Genomic DNA, 26,198 nt, shown 5'->3' with positions numbered 1-26,198 from the left:
GTGAAAATAATAAGGTTAATCTGGTTAAGTATACTCTTAACCCTTTTGCCTAGTGTAGCGCTGGCAAAAGATACTTCTGCAGTGAAAGAGGAAAGTGAGAAGTTTATAGAAGCTTTAAGTAATATCCCGGAATGGATAAAACCTCCAGCCTTTCGTTACGATCCAAAGGGTAAAGTGGATCCTTTTGTTCCTTTTATCAATAAGGTAAATGAGCGCTTAACTGCTAAAAAAAGAAAAAAAGGCACCTTAAGCCCTTTAGAAAGAGTGGATGTAACTCAGCTAAAGGTTATAGGTATATTGTGGGAGCCTGAAAATCCCAATCAGGCCAGGGCCATGGTAGAGCTTCCAGATGGCAAGGGCTTTCTTTTAGAAAAAGGTATGGTAGTGGGTAGAAATGAAGGTAAGGTGGTAAAAATTACTCCAGATACAATTATAGTGGAGGAAGAAGTGGCAAACATTTTTGGAGAAGTGGAAAAGAAAAAAGTAGTTTTAAAACTTCACCCCAAAAAGGGAGAAGAATAATGAGTAGAGTATTTATTCTTATTAGTAGTTTGATTTTTTTGTTTTCCTGTGCACCTAAACAAAAAGAAGGGGTAACTCCCACTCAGGGGACAACCCTTCTTGAGCAGAAAGAAAATTTACAGCCCAAGGAAGAGCTTAAAGCGATTAGTTTAGTAAAGCAGGGGGATAGGACTCTTTTAAGGCTAGTATTGCCACAAGGGATTACAGTAAACCCCTCTATGGATGATTTAAGTTTTAGCCTGGAATTTTTTCCTGCTTATTCCAAGGAAACTTTACCCTTACCTAAAGGAGTAGTTTCTTCTTTAAAATATTTTCCAGCTTTGGGTCCTACAGCAAATAAGTTAGAAGTTAAACTAAATAAGCCCTGTCAATTTTTACTTAGTAGAGGTAAAGATAATACTTTAGAAGTTGCTTTTATCCCTTCCAAAGAAATACAAAAACTGGTTGAAAAAGATAAGGCTATTCAAAAAATTAAGCAGGTATCTTTTTTAAAAAATAAAAAAGGAAATTTAATAGTTCTTTTTGATTCTAAAGGTATTTTAGATATTGTTCCTAAAAAAAGTAAAGAGAATAAAATTTATTTAACCATCAATAAGGCCAGTCTGGTTAAAAACTATGAAAAGATTTTTCGTTTAGAAAAGTTTAATACGCCTATTCGTAGTGCACTTTTTCAGAATAAACAAAATCAGGTGGAAATGATTTTATTAACAGAGGAAAAAGTTCCCTTTAATTTGGATGTGATTGAAGGGAAGACAGCCTTGGTCTTTTTGACCTCTGATGATTTCAAACAAAAGCCAAGTGCAGAAGAACAGGCCAAATTAAAGGAAAGCTTTAATCAGCAGGAACAGCAGGATATCCCAGAATTAAATACTCTTTTGCCTGGGATGAAACAAAAATATACAGGCAAGCTTATTTCCATTGATTTGCAAGATGCAGATGTGGAAAATGTTTTACGTTTGTTAGCTTCAGTGGAAAATTATAACCTGATTATTGACGATGGAGTAACAGGAAAAATTTCTTTAAGGCTTTACAACATACCCTGGGATCAGGCCCTGGATCTGGTTTTACTCCAGAAGAATTTAGGGGTGGTGATCAGGGGCAATATTATGCGGGTAGCCACCCAGGAAAAGTTAAGAGCTGAAAGAGAAGCCATTCAAAAGGCAAGAGAAGAAGCCCAGAGAGCCAAAGAGAGCATGAAAAAACTCGAACCTTTGGAAAGAGAATATATTCAAATAAACTATACTACAGCTGCAGAGCTGGAGCCAAAGGTAAAATCTTTCCTTTCGGATAGAGGTAAACTTACTGCTGATAGCAGGACCAATCAGCTTATTGTAGAAGATATTAGAAGCAGGATTGAAGAAATAAAATCAGTAATTGAAAAGTTAGATAGGCCAGAAAAACAGGTATTGATTGAAGCCAGAATTGTTTATGCTACAGACGATTTCCAGCGAGCTTTTGGCTTAAAGTGGAGCTTCCAAAATCCAGGAGAATATTATGGAAAAGGAGACCAATATTATAAAGAATATGGAGCCAGTGGCATAAACTTTCCCTCCAGTGGACCACTGGACTTTTCCCTTGCCGGTCAGGTGGCCAAGGTGGCTGGAAAGGATCTCTTTACCCTGGATGCAGAGCTTAAACTGGCAGAATCTCAGAACCTGGCCAAGACCATTTCTTCTCCCAGAATTGTGACTTTAAATAATCAGAAGGCAGAGATAACTCAGGGGACCAAAATAGCTGTTTCTACAGAATCAGAAAGTGGAGGGACTACTGTAGAATATAAGGATGCTTTACTGAGGCTGACGGTTACTCCTCAAATTACTCCAGACAATAAGGTTATTTTAGATCTGGATATTTCTGATGATTCTCCCAAAGAAGACGATATAGAAACCAAGACTGCCAAGACCAAATTGATTGTAGAAGATGGCGAGACCATTGTAATTGGAGGAGTGAGAAAACTTACAGATAATAAGTCTCAAACCAGGGTTCCTGGCTTACACAGGATACCTCTTTTGGGTTGGTTGTTTAAAAATGATTATAAAAATGTTTCTAAACAAGAGCTTTTGATTTTTATTCGTCCCAAGATCTTGAATAAGTAGAAACTTGCCTTTAACAAGAAGCTAAACTAAAGCTCCCTTTTTAAGAAGGGAGCTTTAGTTTTTTAAGGGGGAGAAAAGTTGAAGCAATTTATCTTACCACACTTACTGGAGTTTAAGGCCTATGAACCTGGTCTTAGTATTGAAGAAATCAAAAAAAAGTATAACTTGGGTAGAGTAATAAAACTGGCTAGTAATGAAAATCCTCTGGGAGTTTCTCCTGTAGTAGCAGAGGTTTTGCATAAATATAGAAATTATGTTTTTCGCTATCCTAGGGGCGGAAATGAGTCTTTACGTCAGGCCCTGGCTGATTTTTTAAAAGTACCAGCAGAAAATATTATCCTGGGGAACGGTTCTGATGAAATTATTGATTTACTTTTTCGTCTCTTAATAGATCCTGCCAAGCATAAGGTCCTGGCCTTTAAACCCTGTTTTAGCATTTATAAGACTCAGGCCAAACTTTTGGGAGCAAATTTAGAACAGGTTCCTCTTAAGGATGATTTTTCTTTTGACCTGGAAGGGTTGCTAAAAAAAATAGATAAACAGACCAGGCTTATCTTTATCACCAATCCAGATAATCCTTCTGGTTATGCCCTTGCTAAAGCGCAGTTACAGGAATTTTTGGCTCGTTTACCAGAAGGGGTATTTGTGGTTTTGGATGAGGCTTATATTGATTTTGCCTCTCCCCAGGAAGACTATAATTTTTTAACTGAATGGTCTAAATATCCACAGGTGATTTTTTTGCGCACCTTTTCCAAACTTTTTGGCCTTGCTGGACTGAGGCTGGGATATGCTGTTTTACATAAAGACCTGGCAGATTATTATTGGCGTATAAGGCTTCCCTTTAGCGTAAATATTTTGGCTGAAAAAGCAGGTCTAGCTGTTTTAAAGGATAGTTTTTTTTACAGAGAAACAAGAAGGGTAGTAATAGAGGGAAGAGAATTTTTAAGTACAAAATTACAGGCATTGGGATGCCAGGTGTTCCCTTCTCAGGCCAATTTTATCCTCTTTAGACCTCCCAAGGATGCCCTGGAAGTATTTCAGGCTTTACTTAAACAGGGTATAATTATTAGGCCTTTAAAAAGCTATGGTCTTGATAAGTATTTGCGGGTAAGTGTGGGCACAGAAGAGGAGAATAAACTGTTTATTGAAGCGCTAGAGCAGATTTTGTAAGGAGTGGGGAAGAGTGTTAATTACTTTAGACGGTCCTGCTGGCGTGGGTAAAACCACTTTGGCCAAAAAACTGGCTGAAAAATTACAGATAGCCTACTTGGACAGCGGCGCTATGTTTAGAGGCCTTGCCTATTACCTGGGCCAGGACAAGCTTAATTTATCTGAGGAAGAACTAAAGCCGATTTTAAATAACTTTCAGTTTCAACTGGTTTTAGAAGGAAAGGGCTACTTTCTTTATTTAAATCAAAAAAAACTGGGAGAGGAGATTAGAACAGAAGAGGTAGGTTTTTTAGCTTCTTCTCTGGGTAAGTTAAAAGTAGTACGGGATTTCTTAAAGGCTGAACAGCAACGGCTGGCTGAAAATACTTCTCTAGTAGCAGAAGGCAGGGATATGGGTACAGTGGTTTTTCCTCAGGCTGATTATAAGTTTTTTCTGGATGCCGATTGTGAGGAGAGGGCCAAGAGAAGATATAAACAGTTGAAAATGTTGGGCAAAGAAGCAGACTTAACTCTTATTTTAGAACAAATTAAGCAAAGAGACGAACAGGACCGCAATAGACCCATTGCTCCTTTAAAGCCAGCTGCAGATGCTATTATTATTGATACTACGAAATTAAATTTGGAAGAGGTTTTTTTTAAAATATTAAGTTATATCAAGTAGCTTGTTGTAGTTCTTTGGCTTCTTGCCACAAAGCTTCCAGTTGTTGCAGGGATAGGTCCTCCAGGGATAAATTCCTTTTTTCTGCTAGCTCTTCCATTAGTTTAAAGCGGGTTAAAAATTTTTGGTTGGCCAGATTCAAGGCTGTATTGGGTTTTATCTGGTTACGCCTGGCATATTCAGTAAGGCAAAAGAGATAGTCTCCTAGTTCTTCTTCCATTTTTTCTAATTTACCTGTTTTTTTAGCTTCTAACCACTCCGCCCATTCTTCCTGTAGTTTTTTCTCCAACTCTTCTTCATTGGGCCAGGTAAATCCCAATCTCGCAGCCTTAGAATTTATTCGATAAGCCCTTAAAAGTGGTGGAAGTGCAGAGGGAATAGAATCTAGAGAAGAGGATTTTTTTTGTTTTTTTCTTTGTTCCTCTTTTTTTATTTTTTCCCACATAGAAAGAAGTTCATCTATATTTTGGATACTTTTATTTCCAAAAACATGGGGATGTCGTCCAATCATCTTGGCTGCAGTATAATCAAAAACTTCCTCTAAAGTAAATTGGTCTTGAAAAAGATGGATAAGAAAAAATAAAAGAAAAAATACATCTCCCAGTTCTTCTTTAATATTTTCTATGTCCTTAGATGTTATGGCCTCCACTAATTCAAAGCATTCTTCTATCAAGTAATCGCACAAACTTTGAGGGGTTTGTTTTTTGTCCCAGGGACAGCCATTGGGACCTAAAAGGGTGGCAATTACTTCCTGGAGCTTGTTGAGACTGTTTTTACTCATTTTCTATTCCTGGTAATAATTTTTGCTTCCATTTTCTTTCTAAAGTCTTTTTGTTTTCCTCAAATCTATCTTTTAATTCTTTGGGTAAAAGTTTGGCCAGGAATAAACTGCTTCTATGGACATAAGGGGCAAGTTTTGAGGTCTGTAATGCCTCTGATCTGGCAGGTAAAAAAGAGGTTAAAATCATTAAAAAGATAGAACAAAGCACGAGCGCCTTAAGTAAGCCTATGGCTGCTCCTCCAATGCGATCCAGCCAGCCCAGAAAGGCCATTTTTAAAAGGTGCTTTAAAATGGTGGAAATGATAAAGATAATAAACATTACCCCAATGAGCACAGCTAAATAACTACATATTTTGGCCCAGGTTTCACTGGGAATGATTTCTTCCATTAGAGGTAAAACCTTTTGCCAGTATCTATTGGCCAGAAAAAAACCCAAAAATAGAGCTACCAAGGAAGAAACTTCCTGAACTAGCCCTCTATAAATTCCTCTGAGGAAAAAAAAGGAAATTACAACTAAAAAAAAGATATCTAAAAAGTTCATTTTTTCCTCCCTGTTAGGAGTCTAATTTTTTTCTGTTCTGGGAACAGCTTGACACTACCCCAATCTCTAATTAACTTCAATAAATTATTTTAAAAGATTGCGAGAGAAGGAGAATAATATGGCTTATGAGGTAAAACTGGTAAAGTTAATCAATGGAGATATGGTACTTGCCAAGTGGAAAGATGGAAAGTTAGCAGATCCAGCCACCTTACAGATGGTTCCCACTCAAGGTGGGGTGCAGATGGTATTGCTCCCTTTTGGTTATCCCTTTGATACTGAATTGGAAGGCGAAATAGATGCCAAGCATATTTTATATGAATACAAAAATGTCCCTGAGGAGTTAAAGACAAAATACTTAGAGGCTTCAAGTAATTTGACCCTGTCTTCACCTGCAGATCTTAAAAATCTGGCAGGGCTAGCTGGGCCTGGAGGGAAAGTTACTGACTTTTCTGACCTTTTGAAGAAATAATTATTGTGGAGCTAAATTCTTGGGGTTTAAATTTAAGGCAGGCCTAGGTCTGCCTTTTCTATTTTATGAGGAGCTAAATGAAACAATATCTACCTCTTTTTAATAAACCCAGCCATTATTTGGGTAATGAAGTTAATTCAATCCATAAGGATTTGACTAAAGTAAAAGTCCATTTAGGCCTGGCTTTTCCGGATTTGTATGAAGTGGGCATGTCCTACTATGGGCAGCGCATACTTTATAATTTAGTTAATCAGCAAAAAGATTATTATGCAGAAAGGGTTTATGCACCTTCTTGGGAAGTAGCGCAAATTTTAAGGGAGAAAAAGGAGCCCTTAGCCACTCTGGAAAGTGATACTCCTTTATCCAGGTTAGACATATTGGGATTTAGCCTTACCAATGAACTGGCCTATACCACCTGTCTTTATATTTTAGACTTAGGTAAAATACCCTTTTGGTCTGAGCAAAGAGGAGAAGACTTTCCTTTGGTGGTGGCTGGAGGTGGAGTAACCTTTAATGCTGAGCCTGTGGCCCCTTTTTTTGACCTTATGTTTTTAGGAGATGGAGAAGGGCTTTTTCTGGATTTTTTAGATGATTTTTTGCAGGCCAGGGAAAAAGGCTGGTCCAAAAGAGAATTATTATTGTCTTTAAAAAGCAAACCAGGGATATATATTCCCGGTTTTTTTGAAATAAATAAAGGTAAGAAGGGATATTTTATCCAGCCTCTTTATTCAGACTATAAAGAAGTTAAAAAGTTTACCTATCCTGATTTCAACCAGGTATCCCTTCAACCTGAAGATTTATTACCCTATGGCAAGGTTGTTCACGATCGCCTGACAGTAGAGGTGGCAAGAGGATGTAGTCGAGGTTGTCGTTTTTGTCATGCAGGATTTATTTATAGGCCAGTACGCGAAAGGAGTTTAGAAAAAATAAATTCTTATCTCAAAGAAGCCCTGGCTCATACGGGTTATGAGGAATTATCTTTTCTTTCTTTAAGTACTGGGGATTTTACTCTTCTGGAAGAACTTTTTTGCCAGGTGATAAATAAGCTTTTTCAAGAAAGGGTAGCCATATTTCTTCCTTCCTTAAGGGTAGGCTCTGTTTCTGAAGAGTTAATCTTATTTTTAAGTAAACTTAGAAAAACAGGTATTACTTTGGCTCCAGAGGCTGGTACTCAGCGGTTACGAGATGTAATCAATAAAAATATTAAAGAAGAGGAGATTCTGGAATATACCCAGAAGATTTTTGCCCTGGGCTGGAAACAAATAAAGCTCTATTTTATGTTGGGTTTACCCACAGAGACTAAAGAAGATGTGGAGGGTATTTATCATCTGTGCACTAAAATTTTGGCCCAGGCAGATAAAAAGGTCAGATTGACTGCCTCTGTTTCTCTTTTTGTGCCCAAGGCCCATACTCCCTTTCAGTGGTCCAGACAGCTTAATCTTGGTGAATTGCAGGAGCGTATTGCTCTTTTGCGCAAGCTTTTTCAGCAGAATAAAAGACTTACCCTTAAGTGGCATAATCCAGAGATGAGCTTGTTGGAAGGTGTCTTTTCTCGTGCAGGCAGAGAATTGGCTCCTATTCTGGTAAAGGCCTATCAAAAGGGAGAAATACTTTCCAACTGGGATGACTTTTTGCATTTTGATACCTGGTTGCAGGTTTTTGCCCAGGAGGGAATTGAGTGGGAAGAATATTTAAGGGAAAGAGAGCTAACAGAGACCTTGCCCTGGGAGCATTTAAGTTGTGGAGTGACAAAGGAGTTTTTACTAAAAGAACTTAAAAAATCTCTGCAAGCCAAAACCACAGAAGACTGTCGTTCTGGCAAATGTAGCAACTGTGGGGTATGTGATTTTAAGAGTAAGGAAATAGTGCCTAAACTAAATAAAAAAAAGGGCAGGGAGTTTTCTTTTACTGAACCCAATTGGGAGCAGGCTTTAGTCAAAAAAGAACAATGGAGAATCTGGTTTAAGAAAAAAGGATTTTCAGCTTATTTAAGTCAATTGGAATTACAAAAGATAATGGAAAGGGCTTTGCGAAGGGCCAAACTGCCTCTGGCCTTTTCCCAGGGGTTTCACCCTGTACCTTTAATTTCTTTTGGACGGGCTTTACCTGTGGGGCTGGAGAGTGAAGAGGAAATTTTTCAGATTTTTATGGCTCAGGAAGTTAAAGAAAAGAGTTTTGCCTTGATAAATTCCTTTTTACCTCAGGGCCTGAGAATTTTTCATTGGGAGCGTATTGATTTAAAGGATAAAATAGTGCTAAGTAGGAGAGAAGATTTTAAATTGTCTTATCCTCTGGCTAAAGCACACTGTTATGTGGCTAAAATGGATTTTTTTAACAAGCAAAAAAACTGGTTTTTTGCCAAGCAAGGCAAAAGAAAAGTGCACAATTTAGATTTAAAGGCCATAATGCAAATGAAACACTTAGAAAAAGGAGATATTTTGATAAGTTTTAACTGGGATGTTAACTATATAAATCCCCTTGTAGCTATTAAGGAAATATTTCGTCCCAATTTAGAAGAGATAAGAGTTATAAAAATAAAACAGTATATGAACTAAAAGGAGAAATAGATGCAGTTAGAAGACTTTCGTTCAGGAGTAGTAGCACTGATAGGTCCACCCAATGCGGGCAAGTCTACGCTTTTAAATCAAATATTAGGGGAAAAAATTGCTATAGTTAGCCCTAAGCCCCAAACCACTAGAAACCAAATTACAGGTATTTTAACCAGAGATAATTTGCAAATTGTATTTTTAGATACTCCAGGAATACATAAGCAAAAGGGTAAAATGAACGATTTTTTAATTAAATCTGCTTTTGCAGGCCTGGAATCTTCAGATGTTGTTTGTTTGGTACTGGATGGAGATTTATATGTTCGTAAACCTCATTTAATTGCCAAAGAGGTAAGCTTAATAGTAGAGCGTCTAAGTAAGGTGGAAAAGCCTGTTTTTATCTTAATCAATAAAGTGGATAAAATAAAAAATAAGAATACCTTGTTGCCTTTAACTGAAGAAATCTTAAAGTTTTTTCCAGAAAAAGATATTTTTTATATCTCTGCCTTAAATGGAGATGGAGTTGCCCAAGTTTTGGATAAAGTGGCCAGAGAACTTCCCTATGGACCACCACTTTATCCAGAGGACCAGGTCTCTACTGTACCTTTACGTTTTCTGGCTGCTGAATTGGTCCGGGAGAAGCTTTTTTATCTTCTGGATAAAGAATTACCTTATTATCTGGCTGTACAGGTGGAAGATTGGCTGGAAGAGGAAAATCTGGTTACCATCAGGGCAGTTATTTATGTGGCCAGAGAATCCCATAAGCCTATTGTGATTGGAAAAAGGGGAAGTAGGTTAAAGGAAGTAGGCACTAAGGCTCGGTTGGAACTGGAAGAATTATTGGGGAAAAAAGTGTTTTTGGATTTGTGGGTTAAAGTTAAACCCAAATGGACAGAAAATACGGGTTTTTTACTTTCCTTGGGATTGGGAGGCCAAGTTGTCTAGAGCAGAGCAGTTAAAAGAAAATTATGAGCAGGTTTTAGAAGAGTTAAAAGAGGCTTGCGTGCAGGCCAGGAGAAATCCAGAAGAAGTAAAGCTGGTTGCTGTTTCTAAGAAGCACAGTAGCAAGGATATAGAGTTTTTAGCTCAATTGGGACAGAAAGACTTTGGAGAGAATTATGTCCAGGAGGTCTTGGCCAAGCAAGAAGAATTAAAAAACCTGTCTTTAAACTGGCATTTTATTGGGGCTTTACAGACCAATAAGGCCAAATATGTGGCAGGAAAATTTTCTTTAATTCACAGTGTGGATAGAGTGAAATTGGCTAGAGAACTGGATAAACAAGCCAAGAAGAAAGGGGTTATCCAGGAGATTTTGATTCAGGTTAACCTGGGAAAGGAAGAGCAAAAGGCAGGGGTGGAAGAAGAAGGGCTTTTTAGTTTGGTGGAAGAAGTTTTAAAGCTCAAACAACTTAAATTAAAAGGTCTTATGACTTTGCCTCCTTGTTGGTATGGAGAAAAGGTAAGACCGCTTTTTGCCAGGTTAAGGGAGTTAAAAGAAGCAATAGAAAAGCGTTTTGCTTTGAGTTTACCGCATTTATCTATGGGAATGACCCAGGATTTTAAGGAGGCCATTAGTGAAGGTGCTACCCTGGTGAGAATTGGAACCCGTATTTTTGGCCCTAGAATTTAGAGGTTAACTAAAGATAATGGATGAGAAAGACGAAAAGATTTAAGCAATAGTAGTAGTTAAGAGGTAGTTTATGGATCTGGCAACGATAGTTGGAATAGTCCTTTCCTTTGGCCTGGTGGCTGGGGCAATTGTGACTGGAGGAAGCCCCATGGTCTTTGTCAATGTCCCTTCCATGCTTATAGTCTTTGGCGGAACTCTGGGGGCTACTTTAGTAAACTATCCTTTGGGGCATGTACTGGGTGTTATTGGAGTAATTAAAAATACCTTTTTTGCCAAAGGAGAAAATCCTACCCAGGTGATAGAGCGTTTTATAGATTATGCCAATAGAGCCAGAAGAGAAGGAATTCTAGCTTTAGAGCCACTGGTAAAAGAAATAAAAGACCCTTTTTTACAAAAGGGATTACAGTTAACTGTAGATGGTTTGGAACCTCAAACCATTCAGGAAATTTTGGAAACAGAGATTTCCTATATGGAAGAGCGACATGAAGTAGGAGCAGAGATTCTGGGCATTATGGGCGCCTTTGCTCCGGCCATGGGTATGATTGGTACTGTTATTGGCTTGGTTCAGATGCTTCAAACCATGAATGACCCTAGTACCATTGGTCCTTCCATGGCTGTAGCTTTGATTACCACCTTTTATGGAGCTGTTCTTTCCAACCTGGTGTTTAATCCCATGGCTGGAAAGTTAAAAACCAGAAGTAAGGAAGAGCGCTTAATTAAGGAAATGATTTTAGAGGGGATACTTTCCATTTCTAAGGGAGAAAACCCCAGAATAATAGAAGATAAACTAAATAGTTTCTTACCGCCTAAGTTGCGTAAGCAGTCAGAATAATGGCTAAAAAGGAAAAAAAACAAAGTTCAGGAGAAGGAGTGCCTGCGTGGTTGGTAACCTTTTCAGACATGATGACTTTGTTGCTGACCTTTTTTGTGCTCTTGCTCTCCATGGCTTCTTTGACAGATGAAAGGAAAATAAAAGTAGTTTTGGGCTCTATTATTGGTTCTTTTGGCATAGGAACTAAAGGGGTGGATGTTTTGTCTGGAGACAAAGGGGGGAAGGTAGGTGAGCCTGGACCCATGGAAGATGTGGTGGATTTGGCAGCTCTTAAACCTTTGCTCTGGGATGAAAAGGATAAGGATTTAAACTTTATAGCCAATCGTTTTATTCAGATTGTGGAGATAAATTCAGCAGTGCTTTTTGAACCAGGCAAGACCCAGTTGACCGCTCAAGGAAAGGAGTTATTAAATAAATTAATACCTATTTTAAAAAAGGTGGACTATCCTTTGGCCTTGCGTAGCCATACCTCTACCTTGCGGGATGAGTTTGGTCCGGAATTTTTGAAATTGCAGGAAAATAGTGGATTGGACCTTTCCTGGAAACTATCTTTGGGAAGATTACTTAGCGTATATCGTTATTTGCTAGAGCAGGGGCTAAATTCAGAAAACATCAGGGTAGAGGCCTTTGGGCGTTTTCGTCCTCGCTATCCTGAGACCAGGGCCCAGGGGAGGGAAAAAAATAGAAGGGTTGAAATTGTGTTAGATAAACGGGTTTCTTCCTGGGCAGTAGAAGAAATAGCTCAGTTTAAAGTAAGAAAGCCAGTAGAAAAAGATAAATTCATTTATAAAGATTTTATTTTTGACTTAAATAATACGAGATAATATGGCCAGACGCAAAAAAAGAGGTGGTGGAGAGGTCCAGGCTAATTGGCTGGTAACCTTTTCTGATTTGGTCACCTTATTACTTACTTTTTTTGTTTTACTTTTATCCATGTCCAGCATGGATAAAAGTATTGTAAGGCAGGTGGTTTCTGTTTTTACTGAAGATGTTGGTTTTTTAGATGTTCGCTCTACAGGGAAGATTGAAGATAGGTTTAAGGTTCTGGAAAAGATTTTGCAAAAACCATGGGAGATTTTAGAAAAGAAAAAAAGGATTTTGGATTTACTCTTTCCCGATATGGTACTTCCTAAAGAAATTAATAGAAGTACTTTAGAAAAAAATTTGGAAATTTTACAAAGGCCAGAAGGAGTGGCCCTGGTTTTGCATGATGGTATTTTGTTCGCTCCAGGTAGTGCTATTTTAAAACCAGAGGCTAAAAGGATCTTGGAGCAAATTGTAGAGTTAGCCATGATTTGGCCTGCACCTGTAAACATAGCTGGATACACAGATTCCAGCGGTGGCATAAGGGTGGACAATTATGAACTTGCCGCAGAAAGGGCCTTGAGTGTGCTGGCCTTTTTTAGAGAGAAAAAAATCAGGGAAGATAGATTATCTGTATCTGCTTATGGCCCCAATTTCCCTCTGGCCGACAACAAGACAAGAGAGGGAAGGGCCAGGAATAGAAGGGTAGAAATACTTTTTAAACTCAATAATTATACCTACTTGTAGAGGTTAGAAATGGCTAAAAAGAAAGATAAAAAAGAAGAGAAATCTCAGGAAGAACCTAAAAAAGGTGGAAAGTTAAAGTTAATTATAATTATTGTCTTAGCCTTAGGTTTATTGGGAGGTGGTGGTTTTTTTGCCTACAAATATTTTTTAGCGCCTAAGCCAGCTACAGAAGAAGCAAAACCAGAAGCAGGTAAAGAAGGAGAAAAAAAGGATACAAAAGAGGAAGTGCAAGAGGAAGGTGGTCCAACGGAAATCTATTCTTTACCTGCGTTTATTGTCAATTTAGCAGATCCTTTGGGAAGAAGGTATTTAAAGCTGAGTTTGGATGTGGAAGTGAAAAATCAAAAGGTGGTAGAAGAGGTGGATAAAAAACTTCCGCAAATAAAAGACGCTATTATCTTGCTTTTATCCAGCAAAAGTTTTAATGATATTGATAGCATAGAAGAAAAATTGGCTTTAAAAAATGAAATAATGTCCAGGCTTACCCAGATTTTGGGTCAGGACAAGGTAATAAGGGTTTATTTTACAGAAATGGTGGTTCAATAAGATGAATAAAGTCTTAAGCCAGGATGAAGTTGATGCCTTATTGCGTGGGCTTACAGGCGGGGAAATAGAAGCAGAGACAGATATTGCTGATGACGATTCTGGAGTAGTTCCCTTTGACCTGTCTAATCAAGATAGGATTATTAGGGGACGAATGCCTGTTTTGGAGATTATTAACGATCGTTTTGCGCGGTTGTCCAGCAATGCTTTAGCCAATGCTATGCGGAAAAGAGTTGATGTGAATCCTGTTTCTATTGATATGAGTAAATTTGGGGATTTTATGCGCTCTTTACCTGTGCCTACGAGTATAAATATTTTTAAAATAGATCCTTTAAGGGGAAATGCTATTTTAGTTGTGGATACAAGGTTGGTTTTTGCTTTGGTAGAAAGTTTTTTTGGCGGAACAGGTTCTCAGCCTAAAGTGGAAGGTCGAGACTTCACTCCTATTGAACAGAGTATTATTAAAAAAGTGGCTAAAATTTTGCTTCAAAATATGGAAACATCCTGGCAGCCTGTACACGAAGTAAAAATTGAATATGTACGTTCAGAGATAAATCCTCAGTTTGCGGCCATTGTCCCCCCCAGTGATGTGGTGGTGGTAATAAGTTTTGAGGTAGAGCTGGAAAACGCTATTGGTTCTTTGATTGTCTGTTTACCTTATGCTACCATTGAACCAATTCGTTCCAAACTCTATGCAGCCTATCAATCTGAGCGTTTGGAAGTGGATCATGCCTGGATTTCCAGGTTTAAAGAAAGGTTGCTGGAAGTACCTGTGGAATTTAAGGTAGAACTGGGCAAAACAACCATTACAGGAAGACAACTTTTGGATTTAGAAGTGGGAGATATTTTGCTTTTAAATACAGATGAAGAGGATTTATTACCTGCTTTTGTACAGGGTGTGCTTAAATTTCATGGATTACCTGGTTTTGTTAAAGGTAGTAAGGCCTTTAAAGTTATAAAAGAGGAAGAACCCCACTTTTAACAAAGAGGTGAAAATATGACTGATGATCAAGAAAAATTAGCAGAAGAGTGGGCTAAAGCGCTAGAAGAAGGGGCAGATGATATCTTAGATGAATCTGCAGAAGAAACTGCAGCTGCTGGTGAAACTGCTACCGAAAGTAAAGCAACGGAAAGTGCTCCAGCTCCTGACGAAGAAGCCCTGGCTGAGGAGTGGGCTCAGGCTCTGGCCAATGAAGAAGGCGAAAAGGTGGAGAAGGAAAAGGAACAAAAGACCTTAGCAGCTCAAAGCAAAAAAGCAGAATTCAAAGATTTGACAGAAGAGGCCAAGCAGGCTCCTAGTGGGCATAAAAGGGATTTGGAATTTATTTTAGACATTCCGCTTACGGTGACTGCTCAGCTGGGAAGTACGCAGCTTTTGATTAATGAATTGCTTCAGTTGGGTCAGGGGTCGGTCATTGAACTCAATAAACTGGCAGGAGAGCCTTTAGAAATACTGGTCAATGGCAAGTTGGTGGCTAGAGGTGAAGCTGTGGTCATTAATGAAAAATTTGGGGTACGTTTGACTGATATTATCAGCCCCATTGAAAGGATAAAACAACTTGGCTAATGCAACCTTAGCTGCCCCTTCCATGAGTCTGGGTTTAATAGGCCTTAAAATGGCAGGGGCTTTATTTTTTCTTTTAGCACTTATTTTTTTAGGATTTTATTTACTTAAGAAGTTTGGCTATAAGGGATTATCTCGCCGCAATACGAAAGAATTGGAAATACTTTCTCAAATGGGATTGGGTCCGAAAAAATCCCTTTTGGTGGTCCGCTTTTTGAATAAGAAGCTTTTACTAGGAGTGACCGAGACTCAAGTAAATCTATTAAGTGAGGTAGAAGCGGACCGTGAACAAAATTTTCAACAACTTCTGGAAGAAGAAAAAAAGCATCATTCTTCTACTAGTTAGTCTAATTTTAACCAGTAGTTCCATAGCTTTTGCCCAAGACCCTATTTTACCTTCCCTTTCTTTACAACTCTCTGGAGGAGAAGCCAGCCCAGAGAAGGTCTCAGTTCTCCTGGAGATATTATTTTTATTAACGGTTCTTTCTTTGGCCCCTGCCATTGTTTTGACAGTAACTTCTTTTACCCGAATTATTGTAGTCTTTTCCTTTTTACGTCACGCCCTGGGCACTCAACAGATGCCTCCCAACCAGGTCCTAATTGCCCTGGCTATTTTTATGACAGCAGCCATTATGGCTCCAGTGGGCAAGCAAATAAACGATCAAGCCTTACAACCTTACCTGCGTGAGGAAATTGGTTATAAAGAAGCCTTGAGCAGGGCTGAACAGCCTTTGCGCAAGTTTTTATTCAAACACACTAGAGAAAAGGATTTATCTGTATTTTTTGCCATAAGTGGCCTGGAAAGACCTAAAAGCAAAGAAGATGTACCCACTTTGCTTTTATTACCTGCTTACTTGATAAGTGAGTTAAAAACTGGTTTTCAGATAGGCTTTTTGATTTATATTCCCTTTTTAATCCTGGATATGGTTGTGGCCAGTATTTTGCTTTCCATGGGTATGATGATGCTTCCTCCCATTATGATTTCTTTACCCTTTAAGATTTTGCTTTTTGTGATGGTGGATGGGTGGAACTTATTGGTGGGTTCTTTGGTTAATAGTTTTTATTAGCTAAATAAGGATAAGAACAATGACTCCAGAATTTGTAATTGGCTTTGCCAGACAGGCTATAGAGCTTACTTTGCTCATTTCCTTACCCATGCTGGGAGTAGGTCTTGTAGTGGGCGTATTTATTTCCATTATCCAGGCAGCTACCCAGCTTCAGGAAATGACTCTTTCCATTATTCCCAAGATAATTTCTATTTTTTTAGTGCTGTTAATCAGCTTTCCCTGGATAATGGACAAAATGATAACTTTTACCCGTGAACTTCTGTTAAATTTACCCAATTATATTCGCTAGGGTTACCAGTCGCTACCCCCACCTCCTCCAAAGCCACCGCCTACACTGGAGCCACCACCGCTAAAGCTGCTTCCACTGGAGGTCTGGGGAGCTGAAGTAAGGTCTCGGGAGATGGTTTTAAAAGAATCATCCATTTTTTCGGCTAAAAGTATGGGGGTATAGTATCCAGTATAATGACCCCTAAACCATTCAGGCGGCCTGGTAACTAGGTCTTTAAACTTTTCAGCCACCTTTTTAGTTATGCCCAGAGCTAAAGCATAGGGAAGAATTTTGTCAAAGTAATTGGGGTCTTCCTTTAACAGCAATTCCAGCTTGGGTTTTTCTGCCCTTTCTATAAATTCTTTAAAGCCCACAATCTGTTCGTATTGTTTGGTCCCTGAAGCAGTTTTTTTAGGCAGATATTTACCAAAAAAGAAAGTTATAATTGCAGAAAAGAAAAGGGAGATGAAAATGACTATGTCTTCCTGAGTAAAGGCTAGAATTATTCCTGCAAATAAGAGAATAAAGGCACTGATTTTAGCCAAAGAAGAAAGTAAGATAGATTTCCTTTCATAGGCATCATTTTGGATAAGTTTTGACGTCAATTCCTTGGAAGCTTTGAGTATGGTTTTATAGAAATTATTTTTGAGAGAGCTTGTTTTAACCACATTGCTGGAACCTGGAAAAAGGTCGTAAAAAATAGTTTTTTCAAAGTCCTTAGCAGTTTCTGGTAAATCTTTATTTTTATACAATATATAGTCTCTTTTGGGGTCCAGTAAGGTTTTTCCTTCCACTTCTTCTATGTCAATAAGTCCCTGGCTTGCCCAGTAAAAGATTAGAGAAATTAAATCCCTGTTATCTCCTTTATCATCAATGAGATATCCCACTTCAGCAGGAGTAAGTCCAGCAGGTGGTTTAAAGTGAACCATTTTAACTATTTTTTTGTCCTTGCCGAACTTTAGCCACAGAAGATACCAGAAAGCAAAGACCAGAAAGGGAATAAAGTAGGAGTAGTTGTTTAAGAAAAATAATTTTAAGTTTAGTCCCAGAGAACCCTGGCTTAAAAAGTCTTTGGGAAACCAGATAGCTACAGTTATGCCTTCAAAGGGATTAAGAGGCCTGCTGGTTTCTCCATATAAAATTCCAGCATCAGCCCTTACCAGAGGAACTTTTTCTGTACTGCCAAACTTTCCTCTGACCACATAGTATTTGTCCTGAGCAGGTAGATAGTTCTGGGGAAGATGTATGCTAAAAGTAGCTTTATCTATTTTAGTGTCCCATTTAGTGCCGATTACATTATAATAAAATTCAGCATAGTCTTGAAAAAAAGCAATGGTTCCATAAACCTTATATTTTATGGTGTAATTTACATCTCCATTTACATATTTATCTGGGTCTCCCATTCTGATATTTAGGTAAGCTCCTTTTTTATAGATTTTATTTTTTACCCCTGGAGTCTCTATATCGAATATGTATGCTTTGTATTTATTGCCATAAATAAAGAGGTTTTTCATATTTTCTGTTTTTGTTTCTACCCGGTACTTATAGGGTATGAATCTCTTTATTCCGTGCCTTGGTTGGTAAAAATGAACAAGTAAGTTTTCTTTTATCTCTAACACAGAATTTGGGTTGACTTTTATGTCAACATCATAATTTTTTATGTAAAAATTAGCAGCAAGTAAATTGTTGGAATAGATGATTAGAAATAAAAAGAAAATTATCTTCTTCATTTTTATCTCCAGGTTTTTATGGTTTAAAAACTTATTTTTACATTTTCTTTTTCTGCTTCTTCTATTTCAAAGAAAGCTCTCTTTTGAAACCCAAAAATATTGGCAATAAGTACAGAAGGAAAGGATTCACAAAGGACATTGTAATCTCTGGTTACAGCATTATAATAGCGCCTGGCCAGTTGAATATTGTCTTCAATTTCACTTAGAGTTTGTTGGAGGTCTAAGAAGTTGGTATTGGCCTTTAGGTTGGGATAACTTTCGCTTAAGGCAAAGATGGTTTTTAAGGCTCCAGTAAGCATGTTTTCTGCCTGAGCTTTATCTTCTACACTTTGAGCGTTGATGGCCATATTCCTGGCCTGAATCACCTTTTCCAGGGTCTCTTTTTCGTGTTTGGCATAGCCTTTTACAATTTCTACTAAATTGGGGATAAGGTCATGCCTTCTTTTCAGTTGCACATCTATTCCGCTAAAACTTTCTTCTGCTTGATTTTTCAAGCGGATAAACTTGTTGTAATAGAAAATAAAACCAATAATGATGAGAACAATTATGGCTAATATAATGTAAAGCACCATATTTTCCCTCCCCTTTCACTTTTTTACAGTTTTTAGTAGCTCTAAAAAGGGAAGAGGGCAAGATAATTTTTTATTTTCTAAAGCTTGGAAGAGGAATGTAAGGTTAGATAGAAAGGATATTGTGTATTATTTTTAACCAGGATTCAAAGTGTTCTTGGGCTCTTTTGGCATAGGCTTGTTTGCGCTCTTTTTTTCTTATCTTTTGTTTTAAAGCCGGAAAGAGTCCAAAGTGGATATTGGAAGGCTGGAAGTTTTTTTCTTTTTTTTGGGTGTGTCTCCATAAAGCACCCAGAGCAGTTTCTTGAGGAGGATAGATAAAGTCTTGCTCCAATACTTGGCTGCCTACAATAAGTCCTACCAGCAAACCACAGGCAGCAGATTCCACATATCCTTCTACTCCAGTAATCTGGCCGGCTAAAAAGATGTGCGCAAGTTTTTTCAGAGATAGGTCTGGATTTAAGACTTCAGGGCTGTTGACAAAGGTGTTGCGGTGAATGCTTCCCAAACGCAGGAATTCTGCCTTTTCCAGTCCAGGAAGGAGGCGAAAAATCCTTTTTTGTTCTGGATAGGTGAGTTTGGTTTGAAAACCTACCAGGTTAAAGGCGGTTTTTTCTTTATTTTCTGCGCGCAGCTGAATTACTGCAAAGGGTTGTTTGCCGGTGCGAGGGTCAATGAGCCCCACTGGTTTTAGTGGTCCAAAGGCCAAGGTCATATCCCCTCTTTGGGCCATTTCTTCTATGGGCAAACAGCCTTCAAAATGAATTTCTTTCTCAAAAGGGTGGAGCTTGACTTTTTCTGCTGCCCGCAATTCTTTTATAAAGGCAAAGTATTTTTCTTCAGTAAGGGGAATATTGAGGTAATCCTTATCTTCTGGTTTATAGCGAGACCCCCAGAATACTTTGGAAAAATCAATGGAATCTGCACTTATAATGGGAGCAATGGCATCGTAGAAATAAAGGTTTTGAGTGCAAATTTCCTGTAAAGACCTGGCTAAGGGTTCACTTACTAAGGGGCCAGGTGCTAAAATAATTTTGTCAAAGTTACTTAAAAAACTTTCCTGTAAAGAAGTTAATTCGTAGCACTCCTGTTTAAAGCCAGGAAAGCTATGTAATTTGTTGGTTATATACCGGGAAAATTGCTTTCTATCCACGGCCAGGGCTTTGCCTGCAGGGACTCTGTTTGCATCTGCAGCTTCTAGAATAAGGCTGCCTAGAGCCCTCATCTCAGCTTTCAATAAACCCACTCCAGTAGTTAGCTCTTCTGAGCGTAGAGAGTTGGAGCAAACCAGTTCAGCTAGGGAAGGTTCTTTGTGGGCAGGAGAAAATTTTTGCGGTTTCATGTCTATTAGTAACACTTCCAGGCCTAAGCGCAAAAGTTGATAACTTGCTTCACAACCAGCCAGGCCTCCGCCTACTACCAGGATTTTTTTCTTAGCTTGCAATTTTCCTCCTTTTCTTTAACCTAAGGGAAATTTTCTCTTTAAGTTTAGGTTCTAAGAATGTCTTTATTGAAAGTCAAAGATTTAGAGTTGCTTTTCTCCCCTTATTTACCTGTGTTAAGAGGTATTAGCCTTTCTTTAGCTCAAGAAGAAAGTTTTGGCTTAGTAGGAGAGTCTGGTTGTGGCAAGAGTTTATTTGCCCTTTCCCTTTTGGGCTTAAATCCACCTTTTTCTAAGGTCATTAAAGGAGAAGTTTATTTTAAAGGTAAAAGTTTGCTTGGCCTGAGGGAAAAAGTTTGGAGCAAGATTAGAGGCAGGGAAATTTCCATCATTTTGCAGGACCCCCTTTCTGCTTTAAATCCTGTTTTAAAGGTAGGTTATCAAGTTAGGGAAGGTCTACTTTATCACTATAAATTAAGTAAAAAAGAGGCCACAGAAAAGTGTTTACTGGGCTTACAGGAGGTGGGGTTTTCTGAACCAGAAACTGTTTTTCACAGTTATCCCCACCAGCTAAGTGGTGGTCAGAGACAGAGGGTATTAATTTTACAGGCTTTGCTTTGTAGCCCTCAGTTGGTCATTGCTGATGAACCCACTACTGCCCTGGATGCCAGCCTTAAAATTCAAATTCTGGACCTTTTAGAACGGCTAAGACAAAAGGAAAAAAGTTCTCTATTGCTTATTTCGCATGACCTTAAATTGGTGGCGCGTTGCTGTGAGCGTATAGGCGTGATGTATCTGGGGCAACTGGTAGAAGTGGGGAGTACACCTGGCCTGCTTTCTAGCCCCAGACATCCTTATACTCGGGGGTTGCTTGACTCCATTCCTTCTTTAACCTCAGATAAAGAATTAAAGCCTATTTTGGGACAGGTGCCAGACTTAAAAGCTATTCCCTCTGGTTGTGCCTTTCATCCCAGGTGTCCTGAGAAAAAAGACATTTGTATCCAAAAGGAACCTCCTGTTTTTAAACTTGCTGACCAGGAAGTAAGGTGCTGGTTGTATGAATGAGTATGTATTAGAGGTCAAAAATATACATAAAACCTATAAGGTCAGAGTGGGGCTTAAGGGTAAAGAAATAGAAGTTTTAAAGGGCTTAAGTTTTAATTTAAAGCCAGGAGTAAGTTTGGGTATTGTAGGTGAGTCTGGCAGTGGGAAAAGTACTCTGGTCAAGATAATTGCTGGCCTGGAAGCTCCAACTCAAGGTCAACTATTTTGGGAAGGTCAACCTCTTTCCTATCCTCGTAAGCCCAACCCTAAACATATTCAGATGGTATTTCAGGACCCCTATGCCTCTTTAAACCCTAAACAAAAAATAAAAAGCATTCTAGAAGAGCCTTTAAAGCTTAACACTTCTCTGTCTGCTTCACAGCGCCTGGAAAAGATAGTTTTTTGGTTGCAGGCCTTTAATCTTTCGCCTGAAATTTTAAATCGTTATCCCCATCAATTCAGTGGTGGACAAAGGCAGCGCATTGCTCTGGCCAGGGCCTTTTTACTGGAGCCCAAACTTGTGATTTTAGATGAGCCTGTTTCTGCTTTGGATGTTTCAGTACAGGCTCAGATTTTGACCTTGCTGAAAAAAATACACCTGGAACAGAAAAGAAATTATATTTTTATTTCTCATGACTTGGCTGTGGTGCGTTATTTGTGTTCAGAAATGCTGGTTATGTGGAAGGGGGAAATAGTAGAGCAGGGTAAAACCAAAGAAATTCTGGCTAATCCAACTCATGCTTATACCCAGAGTTTACTGGAAGCCAGCCTGGGATAAGCCCCTAAATAAGCATTGCCTTGCCCAGAGCAGAGCCTTCTGGTTTTTATTTTAACAATTTTATCCACACCTTTCTATTTCTGGGTCCATCAAATTCAGCTAAAAAAATACGCTGCCAGGTTCCTAATTTAATCTGTCCCTGCTCCAGAATAATCAGTTGTGAAGGCCCTATGAGGCTGGTTTTGAGGTGGGCATCTGAATTGCCTTCCAGGTGGGCATAATCCCAATGAAGGGGAATTAGTTTTTTTAAAGATTGAATAATATCCCTGGCTACAGCTGGGTCAGCTCCTTCATTAATGGTAATTCCACAGGTGGTATGAGGACTATAGAGGAGAAGTACTCCTTCTTGTAGTTGTTCTTGTCTTACCAGGCTTTGCACCTGAGAAGTGATGTCTTTTAACTCTTCTCTGGTAGATGTTTTTACTTCCAGAGTCCACATTGTTTAACCTCCTGGGTTAATGACTATTTTCTTTAGAAATTAAAATAGAAGTTACTCCTGTTAATTGCTTAAAACAAGCTCCCTTTAAAATCCCCTGTCGAACCAGTTCAAAATCCAGGACCCTGGCTCCTCCCAGGTAGTGAAAATTAAGAGTAAATAAGTAGTTGCTTAAGGGCGTACTTGGCCCCAGCATAAGTTTAAGGCTGTTAGCTGGAATAAGGTTTAAAAGAGAGGCTAAAGTTCCATTTAAGAGAGTAGTTGCTGTAAGAGCCACAATCTCTGCCCGGGGTAATATTTCTTTGGCCTTATTAGCAGGCAAGTCTCCAGGTCTGGGATGTAGTTCTAATACCCAAAGGTTTTTAAAATAGGGGCGGAATTTTTCCACAAAGGGAAAATGTCCAATAACTGCCAGGTTTTTATTTTGCCCCTGTTGGAGCAAAATTTCTTGAGCTTTCTGAGTTAGATAATTTTCAGGAAAAAGAAGGCTGTTTAAGGCTGCCAGAGCCAGGCTGGCCTCTAGGGTGTTTTGCTTTTCTAACCAGGGTAAAATATTTATAAGAGGAGTAGAAACAAGGTTAGGAGGGGTAGAGCCCGGGAAGGAAGCAGCCAGTCCTGCTTGTCCTAAAGAGTTCTTTATGGCCACCAGACTCTTGCCCACTACTACTTCCTGGATATAGATGTTTTGGGCTTTTTCTTGACCTGCTTTAATTAAGGATTGAAGGATGTTTTCCTGAGTAATCATGGAAAAAACCTTTGCTTTTTCCTGGCAAATAGTCTACTTGACAAGTTTTGGCAAGGTTTGTAGGTATCCCTTTTACTTTTTAGGCGCGTAGCTCAGGGGGAGAGCACTTGCTTGACGCGCAAGGGGTCAGGAGTTCAAATCTCCTCGCGCCTACCATTTTAGTTAAAAAGGGAGGCCTTTTGAGCCTCCCTAAACTGTTTCTTTAGGTAGAGAAATGTTATTAGAAATAGAAGGGTTACAAGATAAAATAGAAGTAGAAGAGGGAGCCCTTTTGGGCTCTTTGCTGGCTTATTTTTCCAAGAAAAAAGCTAAAAAAATAGTGGCATTTAAATGTGAAGATAAGCTTTTTGACCTTTCCAGGGAGATTCCTGAAGAGTGTAAAAAACTTACTCCTGTTTTTATAGATGATGCTTTGGGTTTAAAGGTTTTGCGCCACAGTGCTGCTCATATTATGGCTGAAGCAGTGAAAAAGCTTTTTCCTTCAGCTAAGGTTACAATTGGTCCTGACATTGAAAACGGTTTTTACTATGATTTTGACTATGAGCGTCCTTTTACGCCTGAAGACCTGGAAAAGATTGAGCAGGAAATGGCCAGAAGTGTGGCTGCTAATCATCCCTTTGTGCGTGAAGAGTTGTCCAAGGAAGAAGCTAAAAAACTTTTTTTAAAATTAAATGAAACCTATAAACTGGAAATTATAGACGAGCTTGGGGAGGAAACAGTCTCCATTTATAGACATGGGGATTTTGTGGATTTGTGTCGTGGTCCTCATCTTCCTTCTACTGGTTACTTAAAGGCCTTTAAGCTTACTTCAGTGGCTGGAGCTTATTGGCGGGGCGATGAAAACAAGCCCATGCTCCAGAGGATTTATGGCACTGCCTTTGCCAGTGAAAAGGATCTGAAAAAATATCTGGCTCAGTTAGAGGAAGCCAAAAAAAGAGACCACCGCAAACTAGGGGCACAACTGGATTTGTTTAGCTTTTCTGAAGAAGCTGGTCCTGGAATGCCCATTTTTCATCCCAAAGGGGCTTTACTTCGAGCTATTTTAGAAGACTTTGAAATAAAAGAACATTTGCGGCGTGGTTATGAGGTGGTTAGGGGGCCCAGACTCTTAAGGCAGGAGCTTTGGAAGCGTTCTGGCCATTATGATAACTATCGAGAAAACATGTATTTTACAGAAATAGATGGGCAGGTTTATGGTTTAAAGCCCATGAACTGCCTTTCGCATATGCTTATATACAAGTCCAAGCTCCGTAGTTATAGGGATTTACCTTTACGCTTTTTTGAACTGGGTACTGTGAATCGGCATGAAAAGTCTGGTGTATTGCATGGGCTTTTACGGGTAAGGCAGTTTACCCAGGATGATGCCCATATCTTGTGCCGTCCAGATCAATTGCAGGAAGAAATTGTGGGGGTGCTTAACTTTGTCCGGGATGTAATGAAACTTTTTGGTTTTGAGTACGAATTGGAGATAAGCACCAGACCAGAAAAATCCATTGGTTCAGATGAAGATTGGGACAGGGCTACAACAGCTTTGACTCAAGCTCTGGAAAGTTTGGGGCTGAAATATGATATTTGCCCTGGAGAAGGGGCTTTTTACGGGCCAAAGATAGATGTAAAACTCAAAGATGCTTTGGGCAGAAAGTGGCAGTGCTCTACTATTCAATGCGATTTTACTTTGCCAGAGCGTTTTGACCTGACTTACATTGGGGAAGATGGCGAAAAACATCGACCTGTAATGTTACATAGAGTTATTTTAGGCGCTATAGAGCGCTTTTTGGGAGTGTTGATTGAACATTATGCGGGCGCTTTTCCTACCTGGCTGGCTCCTGTACAGGCCAGGATTTTAACCATTACTGATGCTCAGAATGAATATGTGGAAAATTGTTATAAGGTTTTGCGCCAGGCAGGTTTAAGGGTAGAAAAAGATTTGCGTAATGAAAAATTGGGTTATAAAGTAAGAGAAGCCCAACTGGAAAAGATACCCTATGTGCTGGTTGCTGGAGAAAAGGAAGTAGAAGCTGGCGGCTTAAATGTGCGTTTAAGAGGTGGTAAAAACATGGGCTTAAAGAGCCTAGAAGAGATAGTGGATATTATTTATCAAGATATGGATGAACCATTTAAACAGGGAGGAATGAGCTATAGGTACCTCTACTAATGCCCGCAAGAATAATCAGATTAGGGCCCGGGAAGTACGCTTAATTAAGGAAAATGGTGAGCAAGCAGGGATTGTTTCTTTAGACGAAGCCTTGAGTTATGCTAGAGAAGTGGGGTTGGATTTAGTGGAAGTAGCCCCCAATGCCAATCCACCGGTTTGTAAGGTGATGGATTATGGCAAGTATCTCTATGAACAGCAGAAGAAACAGCAAGAGGCCAAAAAAAAGCAAGTTAAGGTTCAGATAAAGGAGATAAAAGTTCGTCCCAAAACCGATGAAAATGACTTGCAAACCAAGCTTCGCCACATAAAGCGGTTTTTGGATGGTGGTGATAGGTGTAAGGTGACCGTCTTTTTTAGAGGTAGAGAACTGGCTCATAAGGAGAAAGGTTTAGAAGTTTTAGAGCGAATTGCCAAAGAAGTGGAGGAAGTAGCTAAAATAGAGCAAACACCTAAGTTTGAAGGTCGCACCATGACTATGCTTTTAGCTCCACTTGCTAAGGGTAAAAAGAAATAAACTTTGTGTTTAGTTTTGAAGGAGGATGATTGTATGCCCAAAATGAAGACCAACAGAGCCGCCGCTAAAAGATTTACTAAAACTGGCAGTGGAAAATTTAAAAGAAGAAGACAAAATTTAAGACATATCTTGACCAAAAAGAATGCCAAGAGAAAAAGAAGATTGGGTCAAGCTGCTTTGGTAGATTCTGCCAATATTCGTCAGGTAAAGAAATTATTACCTTATGCTTAATTTATTTTAGGGAGGAGATATAAGATGCGTGTAAAATCTGGAAAAACTCGCCATCGCAGGCATAAAAAATATTTGAAGATGGCCAAGGGCTATACTGGCTCTAGGGGAAAACTCTATCGTATTGCTAGAGAGCAGGTAGAAAGGTCTCTTTGCTATGCTTATAGAGACAGAAAACAGCGCAAAAGAGAATTTCGTAAACTTTGGATTATTCGAATTAATGCTGCTGCCAGAGAGTATGGCCTTTCCTATAGCCGTTTTATGAGTGGGCTAAATAAGGCTGGGGTGGTTATCAATCGCAAGTCTCTGGCAGATATGGCTGTGTATGAGAAGGCAGCCTTTGCCCGTTTAGCTGAACTTGCTAAAGCCAGTTTGTAAGC

General features: G+C 39.0%; 30 protein-coding genes and 1 tRNA gene. 24 read left to right on the top strand and 7 right to left on the bottom strand.

Annotation, left to right across the window (positions count from 1 at the left end):
• The 4 genes from ACTCIM_RS07130 (at position 1) to cmk (ending at position 4,449) form a co-directional block, all read left to right on the top strand.
• Complete coding sequence (locus tag ACTCIM_RS07130; protein ID WP_472314722.1) at positions 1-522, top strand: pilus assembly protein PilP; 522 nt, start codon at positions 1-3, stop codon at positions 520-522.
• A complete protein-coding gene (locus tag ACTCIM_RS07125) occupies positions 522-2,618 on the top strand; it encodes a type IV pilus secretin PilQ (RefSeq protein ID WP_472314720.1) in 2,097 nt (698 codons plus the stop codon). The genes ACTCIM_RS07130 and ACTCIM_RS07125 overlap by 1 nt, the downstream gene beginning before the upstream one ends.
• Before the next feature lie 78 nt (positions 2,619-2,696).
• The gene (gene hisC / locus ACTCIM_RS07120) at positions 2,697-3,788 is read left to right on the top strand and encodes a histidinol-phosphate transaminase (RefSeq protein ID WP_464279060.1); all 1,092 of its coding nucleotides are present in this window, start codon (positions 2,697-2,699) and stop codon (positions 3,786-3,788) included.
• 13 nt (positions 3,789-3,801) lie between these two features.
• Entirely contained in the window at positions 3,802-4,449 is a 648-nt protein-coding gene (gene cmk / locus ACTCIM_RS07115) for a (d)CMP kinase (protein WP_472314717.1), read from the top strand.
• Here the strand turns inward: cmk and mazG are convergent.
• Both mazG and ACTCIM_RS07105 read right to left on the bottom strand, forming a co-directional pair.
• On the bottom strand, positions 4,442-5,227 hold the full coding sequence (mazG, locus tag ACTCIM_RS07110; RefSeq protein WP_472314715.1) for a nucleoside triphosphate pyrophosphohydrolase: 786 nt from the start codon (positions 5,225-5,227) through the stop codon (positions 4,442-4,444). The two genes, cmk and mazG, sit on opposite strands and share 8 nt — an antisense overlap.
• Complete coding sequence (locus ACTCIM_RS07105) at positions 5,220-5,768, bottom strand: CvpA family protein (protein WP_029967288.1); 549 nt, start codon at positions 5,766-5,768, stop codon at positions 5,220-5,222. The genes mazG and ACTCIM_RS07105 overlap by 8 nt, the downstream gene beginning before the upstream one ends.
• 118 nt (positions 5,769-5,886) lie before the next feature.
• Between ACTCIM_RS07105 and ACTCIM_RS07100 the strand changes: the two genes are divergently transcribed.
• From ACTCIM_RS07100 to fliQ, 13 genes are all read left to right on the top strand, one after another.
• The gene (locus ACTCIM_RS07100) at positions 5,887-6,237 is read left to right on the top strand and encodes a hypothetical protein (protein WP_029967290.1); all 351 of its coding nucleotides are present in this window, start codon (positions 5,887-5,889) and stop codon (positions 6,235-6,237) included.
• A 77-nt stretch (positions 6,238-6,314) separates the two neighbouring features.
• Positions 6,315-8,792, top strand: coding sequence for a TIGR03960 family B12-binding radical SAM protein (locus ACTCIM_RS07095; RefSeq protein WP_472314712.1), 2,478 nt, complete (start codon positions 6,315-6,317; stop codon positions 8,790-8,792).
• 12 nt (positions 8,793-8,804) lie between these two features.
• Positions 8,805-9,728 carry a GTPase Era gene (era, locus tag ACTCIM_RS07090; RefSeq protein WP_472314710.1) on the top strand — a complete coding sequence of 308 codons (924 nt, stop codon included), beginning with the start codon at positions 8,805-8,807 and terminating at the stop codon, positions 9,726-9,728.
• A complete protein-coding gene (locus tag ACTCIM_RS07085; RefSeq protein WP_472314707.1) occupies positions 9,721-10,413 on the top strand; it encodes a YggS family pyridoxal phosphate-dependent enzyme in 693 nt (230 codons plus the stop codon). The genes era and ACTCIM_RS07085 overlap by 8 nt, the downstream gene beginning before the upstream one ends.
• A gap of 70 nt (positions 10,414-10,483) precedes the next feature.
• Positions 10,484-11,245, top strand: a complete 762-nt coding sequence (locus ACTCIM_RS07080) for a motility protein A (protein ID WP_464279066.1) — start codon at positions 10,484-10,486, stop codon at positions 11,243-11,245.
• On the top strand, positions 11,245-12,069 hold the full coding sequence (locus tag ACTCIM_RS07075) for a flagellar motor protein MotB (protein ID WP_472314705.1): 825 nt from the start codon (positions 11,245-11,247) through the stop codon (positions 12,067-12,069). Before ACTCIM_RS07080 ends, ACTCIM_RS07075 begins: the two co-directional genes overlap by 1 nt.
• A gap of 1 nt (position 12,070) precedes the next feature.
• Entirely contained in the window at positions 12,071-12,796 is a 726-nt protein-coding gene (locus tag ACTCIM_RS07070; RefSeq protein ID WP_472314703.1) for an OmpA/MotB family protein, read from the top strand.
• 9 nt (positions 12,797-12,805) lie between these two features.
• Complete coding sequence (locus ACTCIM_RS07065) at positions 12,806-13,342, top strand: flagellar basal body-associated FliL family protein (protein WP_472314700.1); 537 nt, start codon at positions 12,806-12,808, stop codon at positions 13,340-13,342.
• A gap of 1 nt (position 13,343) precedes the next feature.
• A complete protein-coding gene (gene fliM / locus ACTCIM_RS07060; protein WP_472314698.1) occupies positions 13,344-14,321 on the top strand; it encodes a flagellar motor switch protein FliM in 978 nt (325 codons plus the stop codon).
• 15 nt (positions 14,322-14,336) lie between these two features.
• Positions 14,337-14,906 (top strand): flagellar motor switch protein FliN, encoded by a 570-nt coding sequence (gene fliN, locus ACTCIM_RS07055; protein WP_464279072.1) that lies wholly within the window; start codon positions 14,337-14,339, stop codon positions 14,904-14,906.
• Positions 14,899-15,249: a flagellar biosynthetic protein FliO gene (gene fliO, locus ACTCIM_RS07050; protein WP_472314696.1), complete on the top strand. Its 351-nt coding sequence runs from the start codon at positions 14,899-14,901 to the stop codon at positions 15,247-15,249. Before fliN ends, fliO begins: the two co-directional genes overlap by 8 nt.
• Complete coding sequence (gene fliP / locus ACTCIM_RS07045; RefSeq protein WP_464280260.1) at positions 15,230-15,970, top strand: flagellar type III secretion system pore protein FliP; 741 nt, start codon at positions 15,230-15,232, stop codon at positions 15,968-15,970. Before fliO ends, fliP begins: the two co-directional genes overlap by 20 nt.
• A 19-nt stretch (positions 15,971-15,989) precedes the next feature.
• The gene (gene fliQ / locus ACTCIM_RS07040; RefSeq protein WP_029967322.1) at positions 15,990-16,259 is read left to right on the top strand and encodes a flagellar biosynthesis protein FliQ; all 270 of its coding nucleotides are present in this window, start codon (positions 15,990-15,992) and stop codon (positions 16,257-16,259) included.
• A gap of 2 nt (positions 16,260-16,261) precedes the next feature.
• Here the strand turns inward: fliQ and ACTCIM_RS07035 are convergent, their stop codons facing one another.
• The 3 genes from ACTCIM_RS07035 to trmFO form a co-directional block, all read right to left on the bottom strand.
• Positions 16,262-17,968, bottom strand: coding sequence for a DUF2207 domain-containing protein (locus ACTCIM_RS07035; RefSeq protein WP_464279073.1), 1,707 nt, complete (start codon positions 17,966-17,968; stop codon positions 16,262-16,264).
• Between the two features lie 23 nt (positions 17,969-17,991).
• A complete protein-coding gene (locus ACTCIM_RS07030; protein WP_464279074.1) occupies positions 17,992-18,540 on the bottom strand; it encodes a LemA family protein in 549 nt (182 codons plus the stop codon).
• A 103-nt stretch (positions 18,541-18,643) separates the two neighbouring features.
• The gene (gene trmFO, locus ACTCIM_RS07025) at positions 18,644-19,981 is read right to left on the bottom strand and encodes a methylenetetrahydrofolate--tRNA-(uracil(54)-C(5))-methyltransferase (FADH(2)-oxidizing) TrmFO (protein ID WP_472314693.1); all 1,338 of its coding nucleotides are present in this window, start codon (positions 19,979-19,981) and stop codon (positions 18,644-18,646) included.
• 57 nt (positions 19,982-20,038) lie between these two features.
• On the opposite strand from trmFO, the gene ACTCIM_RS07020 reads away from it, so the two are divergent.
• Positions 20,039-20,983, top strand: coding sequence for an ABC transporter ATP-binding protein (locus tag ACTCIM_RS07020; RefSeq protein WP_464279076.1), 945 nt, complete (start codon positions 20,039-20,041; stop codon positions 20,981-20,983).
• Positions 20,976-21,740 (top strand): ABC transporter ATP-binding protein, encoded by a 765-nt coding sequence (locus ACTCIM_RS07015; RefSeq protein WP_029967337.1) that lies wholly within the window; start codon positions 20,976-20,978, stop codon positions 21,738-21,740. The genes ACTCIM_RS07020 and ACTCIM_RS07015 overlap by 8 nt, the downstream gene beginning before the upstream one ends.
• Before the next feature lie 46 nt (positions 21,741-21,786).
• Here the strand turns inward: ACTCIM_RS07015 and ACTCIM_RS07010 are convergent, their stop codons facing one another.
• The gene (locus tag ACTCIM_RS07010) at positions 21,787-22,179 is read right to left on the bottom strand and encodes a secondary thiamine-phosphate synthase enzyme YjbQ (RefSeq protein ID WP_464279077.1); all 393 of its coding nucleotides are present in this window, start codon (positions 22,177-22,179) and stop codon (positions 21,787-21,789) included.
• A gap of 16 nt (positions 22,180-22,195) precedes the next feature.
• The gene (locus ACTCIM_RS07005; protein WP_472314691.1) at positions 22,196-22,921 is read right to left on the bottom strand and encodes a Rossmann-like domain-containing protein; all 726 of its coding nucleotides are present in this window, start codon (positions 22,919-22,921) and stop codon (positions 22,196-22,198) included.
• 81 nt (positions 22,922-23,002) lie between these two features.
• Between ACTCIM_RS07005 and ACTCIM_RS07000 the strand changes: the two genes are divergently transcribed.
• From ACTCIM_RS07000 to rplT, 5 genes are all read left to right on the top strand, one after another.
• Positions 23,003-23,077: transfer RNA gene (locus tag ACTCIM_RS07000), tRNA-Val, on the top strand.
• 58 nt (positions 23,078-23,135) lie between these two features.
• Positions 23,136-25,076 (top strand): threonine--tRNA ligase, encoded by a 1,941-nt coding sequence (thrS, locus tag ACTCIM_RS06995; RefSeq protein WP_472314688.1) that lies wholly within the window; start codon positions 23,136-23,138, stop codon positions 25,074-25,076.
• Positions 25,060-25,590: a translation initiation factor IF-3 gene (infC, locus tag ACTCIM_RS06990; protein ID WP_029967345.1), complete on the top strand. Its 531-nt coding sequence runs from the start codon at positions 25,060-25,062 to the stop codon at positions 25,588-25,590. Before thrS ends, infC begins: the two co-directional genes overlap by 17 nt.
• 33 nt (positions 25,591-25,623) lie before the next feature.
• Entirely contained in the window at positions 25,624-25,821 is a 198-nt protein-coding gene (rpmI, locus tag ACTCIM_RS06985) for a 50S ribosomal protein L35 (protein ID WP_029967352.1), read from the top strand.
• A 24-nt stretch (positions 25,822-25,845) separates the two neighbouring features.
• On the top strand, positions 25,846-26,196 hold the full coding sequence (gene rplT / locus ACTCIM_RS06980) for a 50S ribosomal protein L20 (protein ID WP_029967354.1): 351 nt from the start codon (positions 25,846-25,848) through the stop codon (positions 26,194-26,196).
• The last annotated feature ends 2 nt before the right edge of the window (positions 26,197-26,198 follow it).

The sequence above is a fragment of the Desulfonauticus sp. genome (assembly GCF_055126295.1).
The sequence above is the reverse complement of the archived record's forward strand: the minus strand, read 5'-3'. Positions and strand labels throughout refer to the sequence as shown.

Coding starts and splice junctions, on each gene's coding strand:
- ACTCIM_RS07125 (WP_472314720.1), top strand. CDS start 522: ATGAGTAGAGTATTTATTCTTATTAGTAGTTTGATTTTTTTGTTTTCC.
- mazG (WP_472314715.1), bottom strand. CDS start 5,227: ATGAGTAAAAACAGTCTCAACAAGCTCCAGGAAGTAATTGCCACCCTT.
- ACTCIM_RS07105 (WP_029967288.1), bottom strand. CDS start 5,768: ATGAACTTTTTAGATATCTTTTTTTTAGTTGTAATTTCCTTTTTTTTC.
- ACTCIM_RS07100 (WP_029967290.1), top strand. CDS start 5,887: ATGGCTTATGAGGTAAAACTGGTAAAGTTAATCAATGGAGATATGGTA.
- ACTCIM_RS07095 (WP_472314712.1), top strand. CDS start 6,315: ATGAAACAATATCTACCTCTTTTTAATAAACCCAGCCATTATTTGGGT.
- era (WP_472314710.1), top strand. CDS start 8,805: ATGCAGTTAGAAGACTTTCGTTCAGGAGTAGTAGCACTGATAGGTCCA.
- ACTCIM_RS07080 (WP_464279066.1), top strand. CDS start 10,484: ATGGATCTGGCAACGATAGTTGGAATAGTCCTTTCCTTTGGCCTGGTG.
- ACTCIM_RS07075 (WP_472314705.1), top strand. CDS start 11,245: ATGGCTAAAAAGGAAAAAAAACAAAGTTCAGGAGAAGGAGTGCCTGCG.
- ACTCIM_RS07070 (WP_472314703.1), top strand. CDS start 12,071: ATGGCCAGACGCAAAAAAAGAGGTGGTGGAGAGGTCCAGGCTAATTGG.
- ACTCIM_RS07065 (WP_472314700.1), top strand. CDS start 12,806: ATGGCTAAAAAGAAAGATAAAAAAGAAGAGAAATCTCAGGAAGAACCT.
- fliM (WP_472314698.1), top strand. CDS start 13,344: ATGAATAAAGTCTTAAGCCAGGATGAAGTTGATGCCTTATTGCGTGGG.
- fliN (WP_464279072.1), top strand. CDS start 14,337: ATGACTGATGATCAAGAAAAATTAGCAGAAGAGTGGGCTAAAGCGCTA.
- fliQ (WP_029967322.1), top strand. CDS start 15,990: ATGACTCCAGAATTTGTAATTGGCTTTGCCAGACAGGCTATAGAGCTT.
- ACTCIM_RS07035 (WP_464279073.1), bottom strand. CDS start 17,968: ATGAAGAAGATAATTTTCTTTTTATTTCTAATCATCTATTCCAACAAT.
- ACTCIM_RS07030 (WP_464279074.1), bottom strand. CDS start 18,540: ATGGTGCTTTACATTATATTAGCCATAATTGTTCTCATCATTATTGGT.
- ACTCIM_RS07020 (WP_464279076.1), top strand. CDS start 20,039: ATGTCTTTATTGAAAGTCAAAGATTTAGAGTTGCTTTTCTCCCCTTAT.
- ACTCIM_RS07015 (WP_029967337.1), top strand. CDS start 20,976: ATGAATGAGTATGTATTAGAGGTCAAAAATATACATAAAACCTATAAG.
- ACTCIM_RS07010 (WP_464279077.1), bottom strand. CDS start 22,179: ATGTGGACTCTGGAAGTAAAAACATCTACCAGAGAAGAGTTAAAAGAC.
- ACTCIM_RS07005 (WP_472314691.1), bottom strand. CDS start 22,921: ATGATTACTCAGGAAAACATCCTTCAATCCTTAATTAAAGCAGGTCAA.
- thrS (WP_472314688.1), top strand. CDS start 23,136: ATGTTATTAGAAATAGAAGGGTTACAAGATAAAATAGAAGTAGAAGAG.
- rpmI (WP_029967352.1), top strand. CDS start 25,624: ATGCCCAAAATGAAGACCAACAGAGCCGCCGCTAAAAGATTTACTAAA.
- rplT (WP_029967354.1), top strand. CDS start 25,846: ATGCGTGTAAAATCTGGAAAAACTCGCCATCGCAGGCATAAAAAATAT.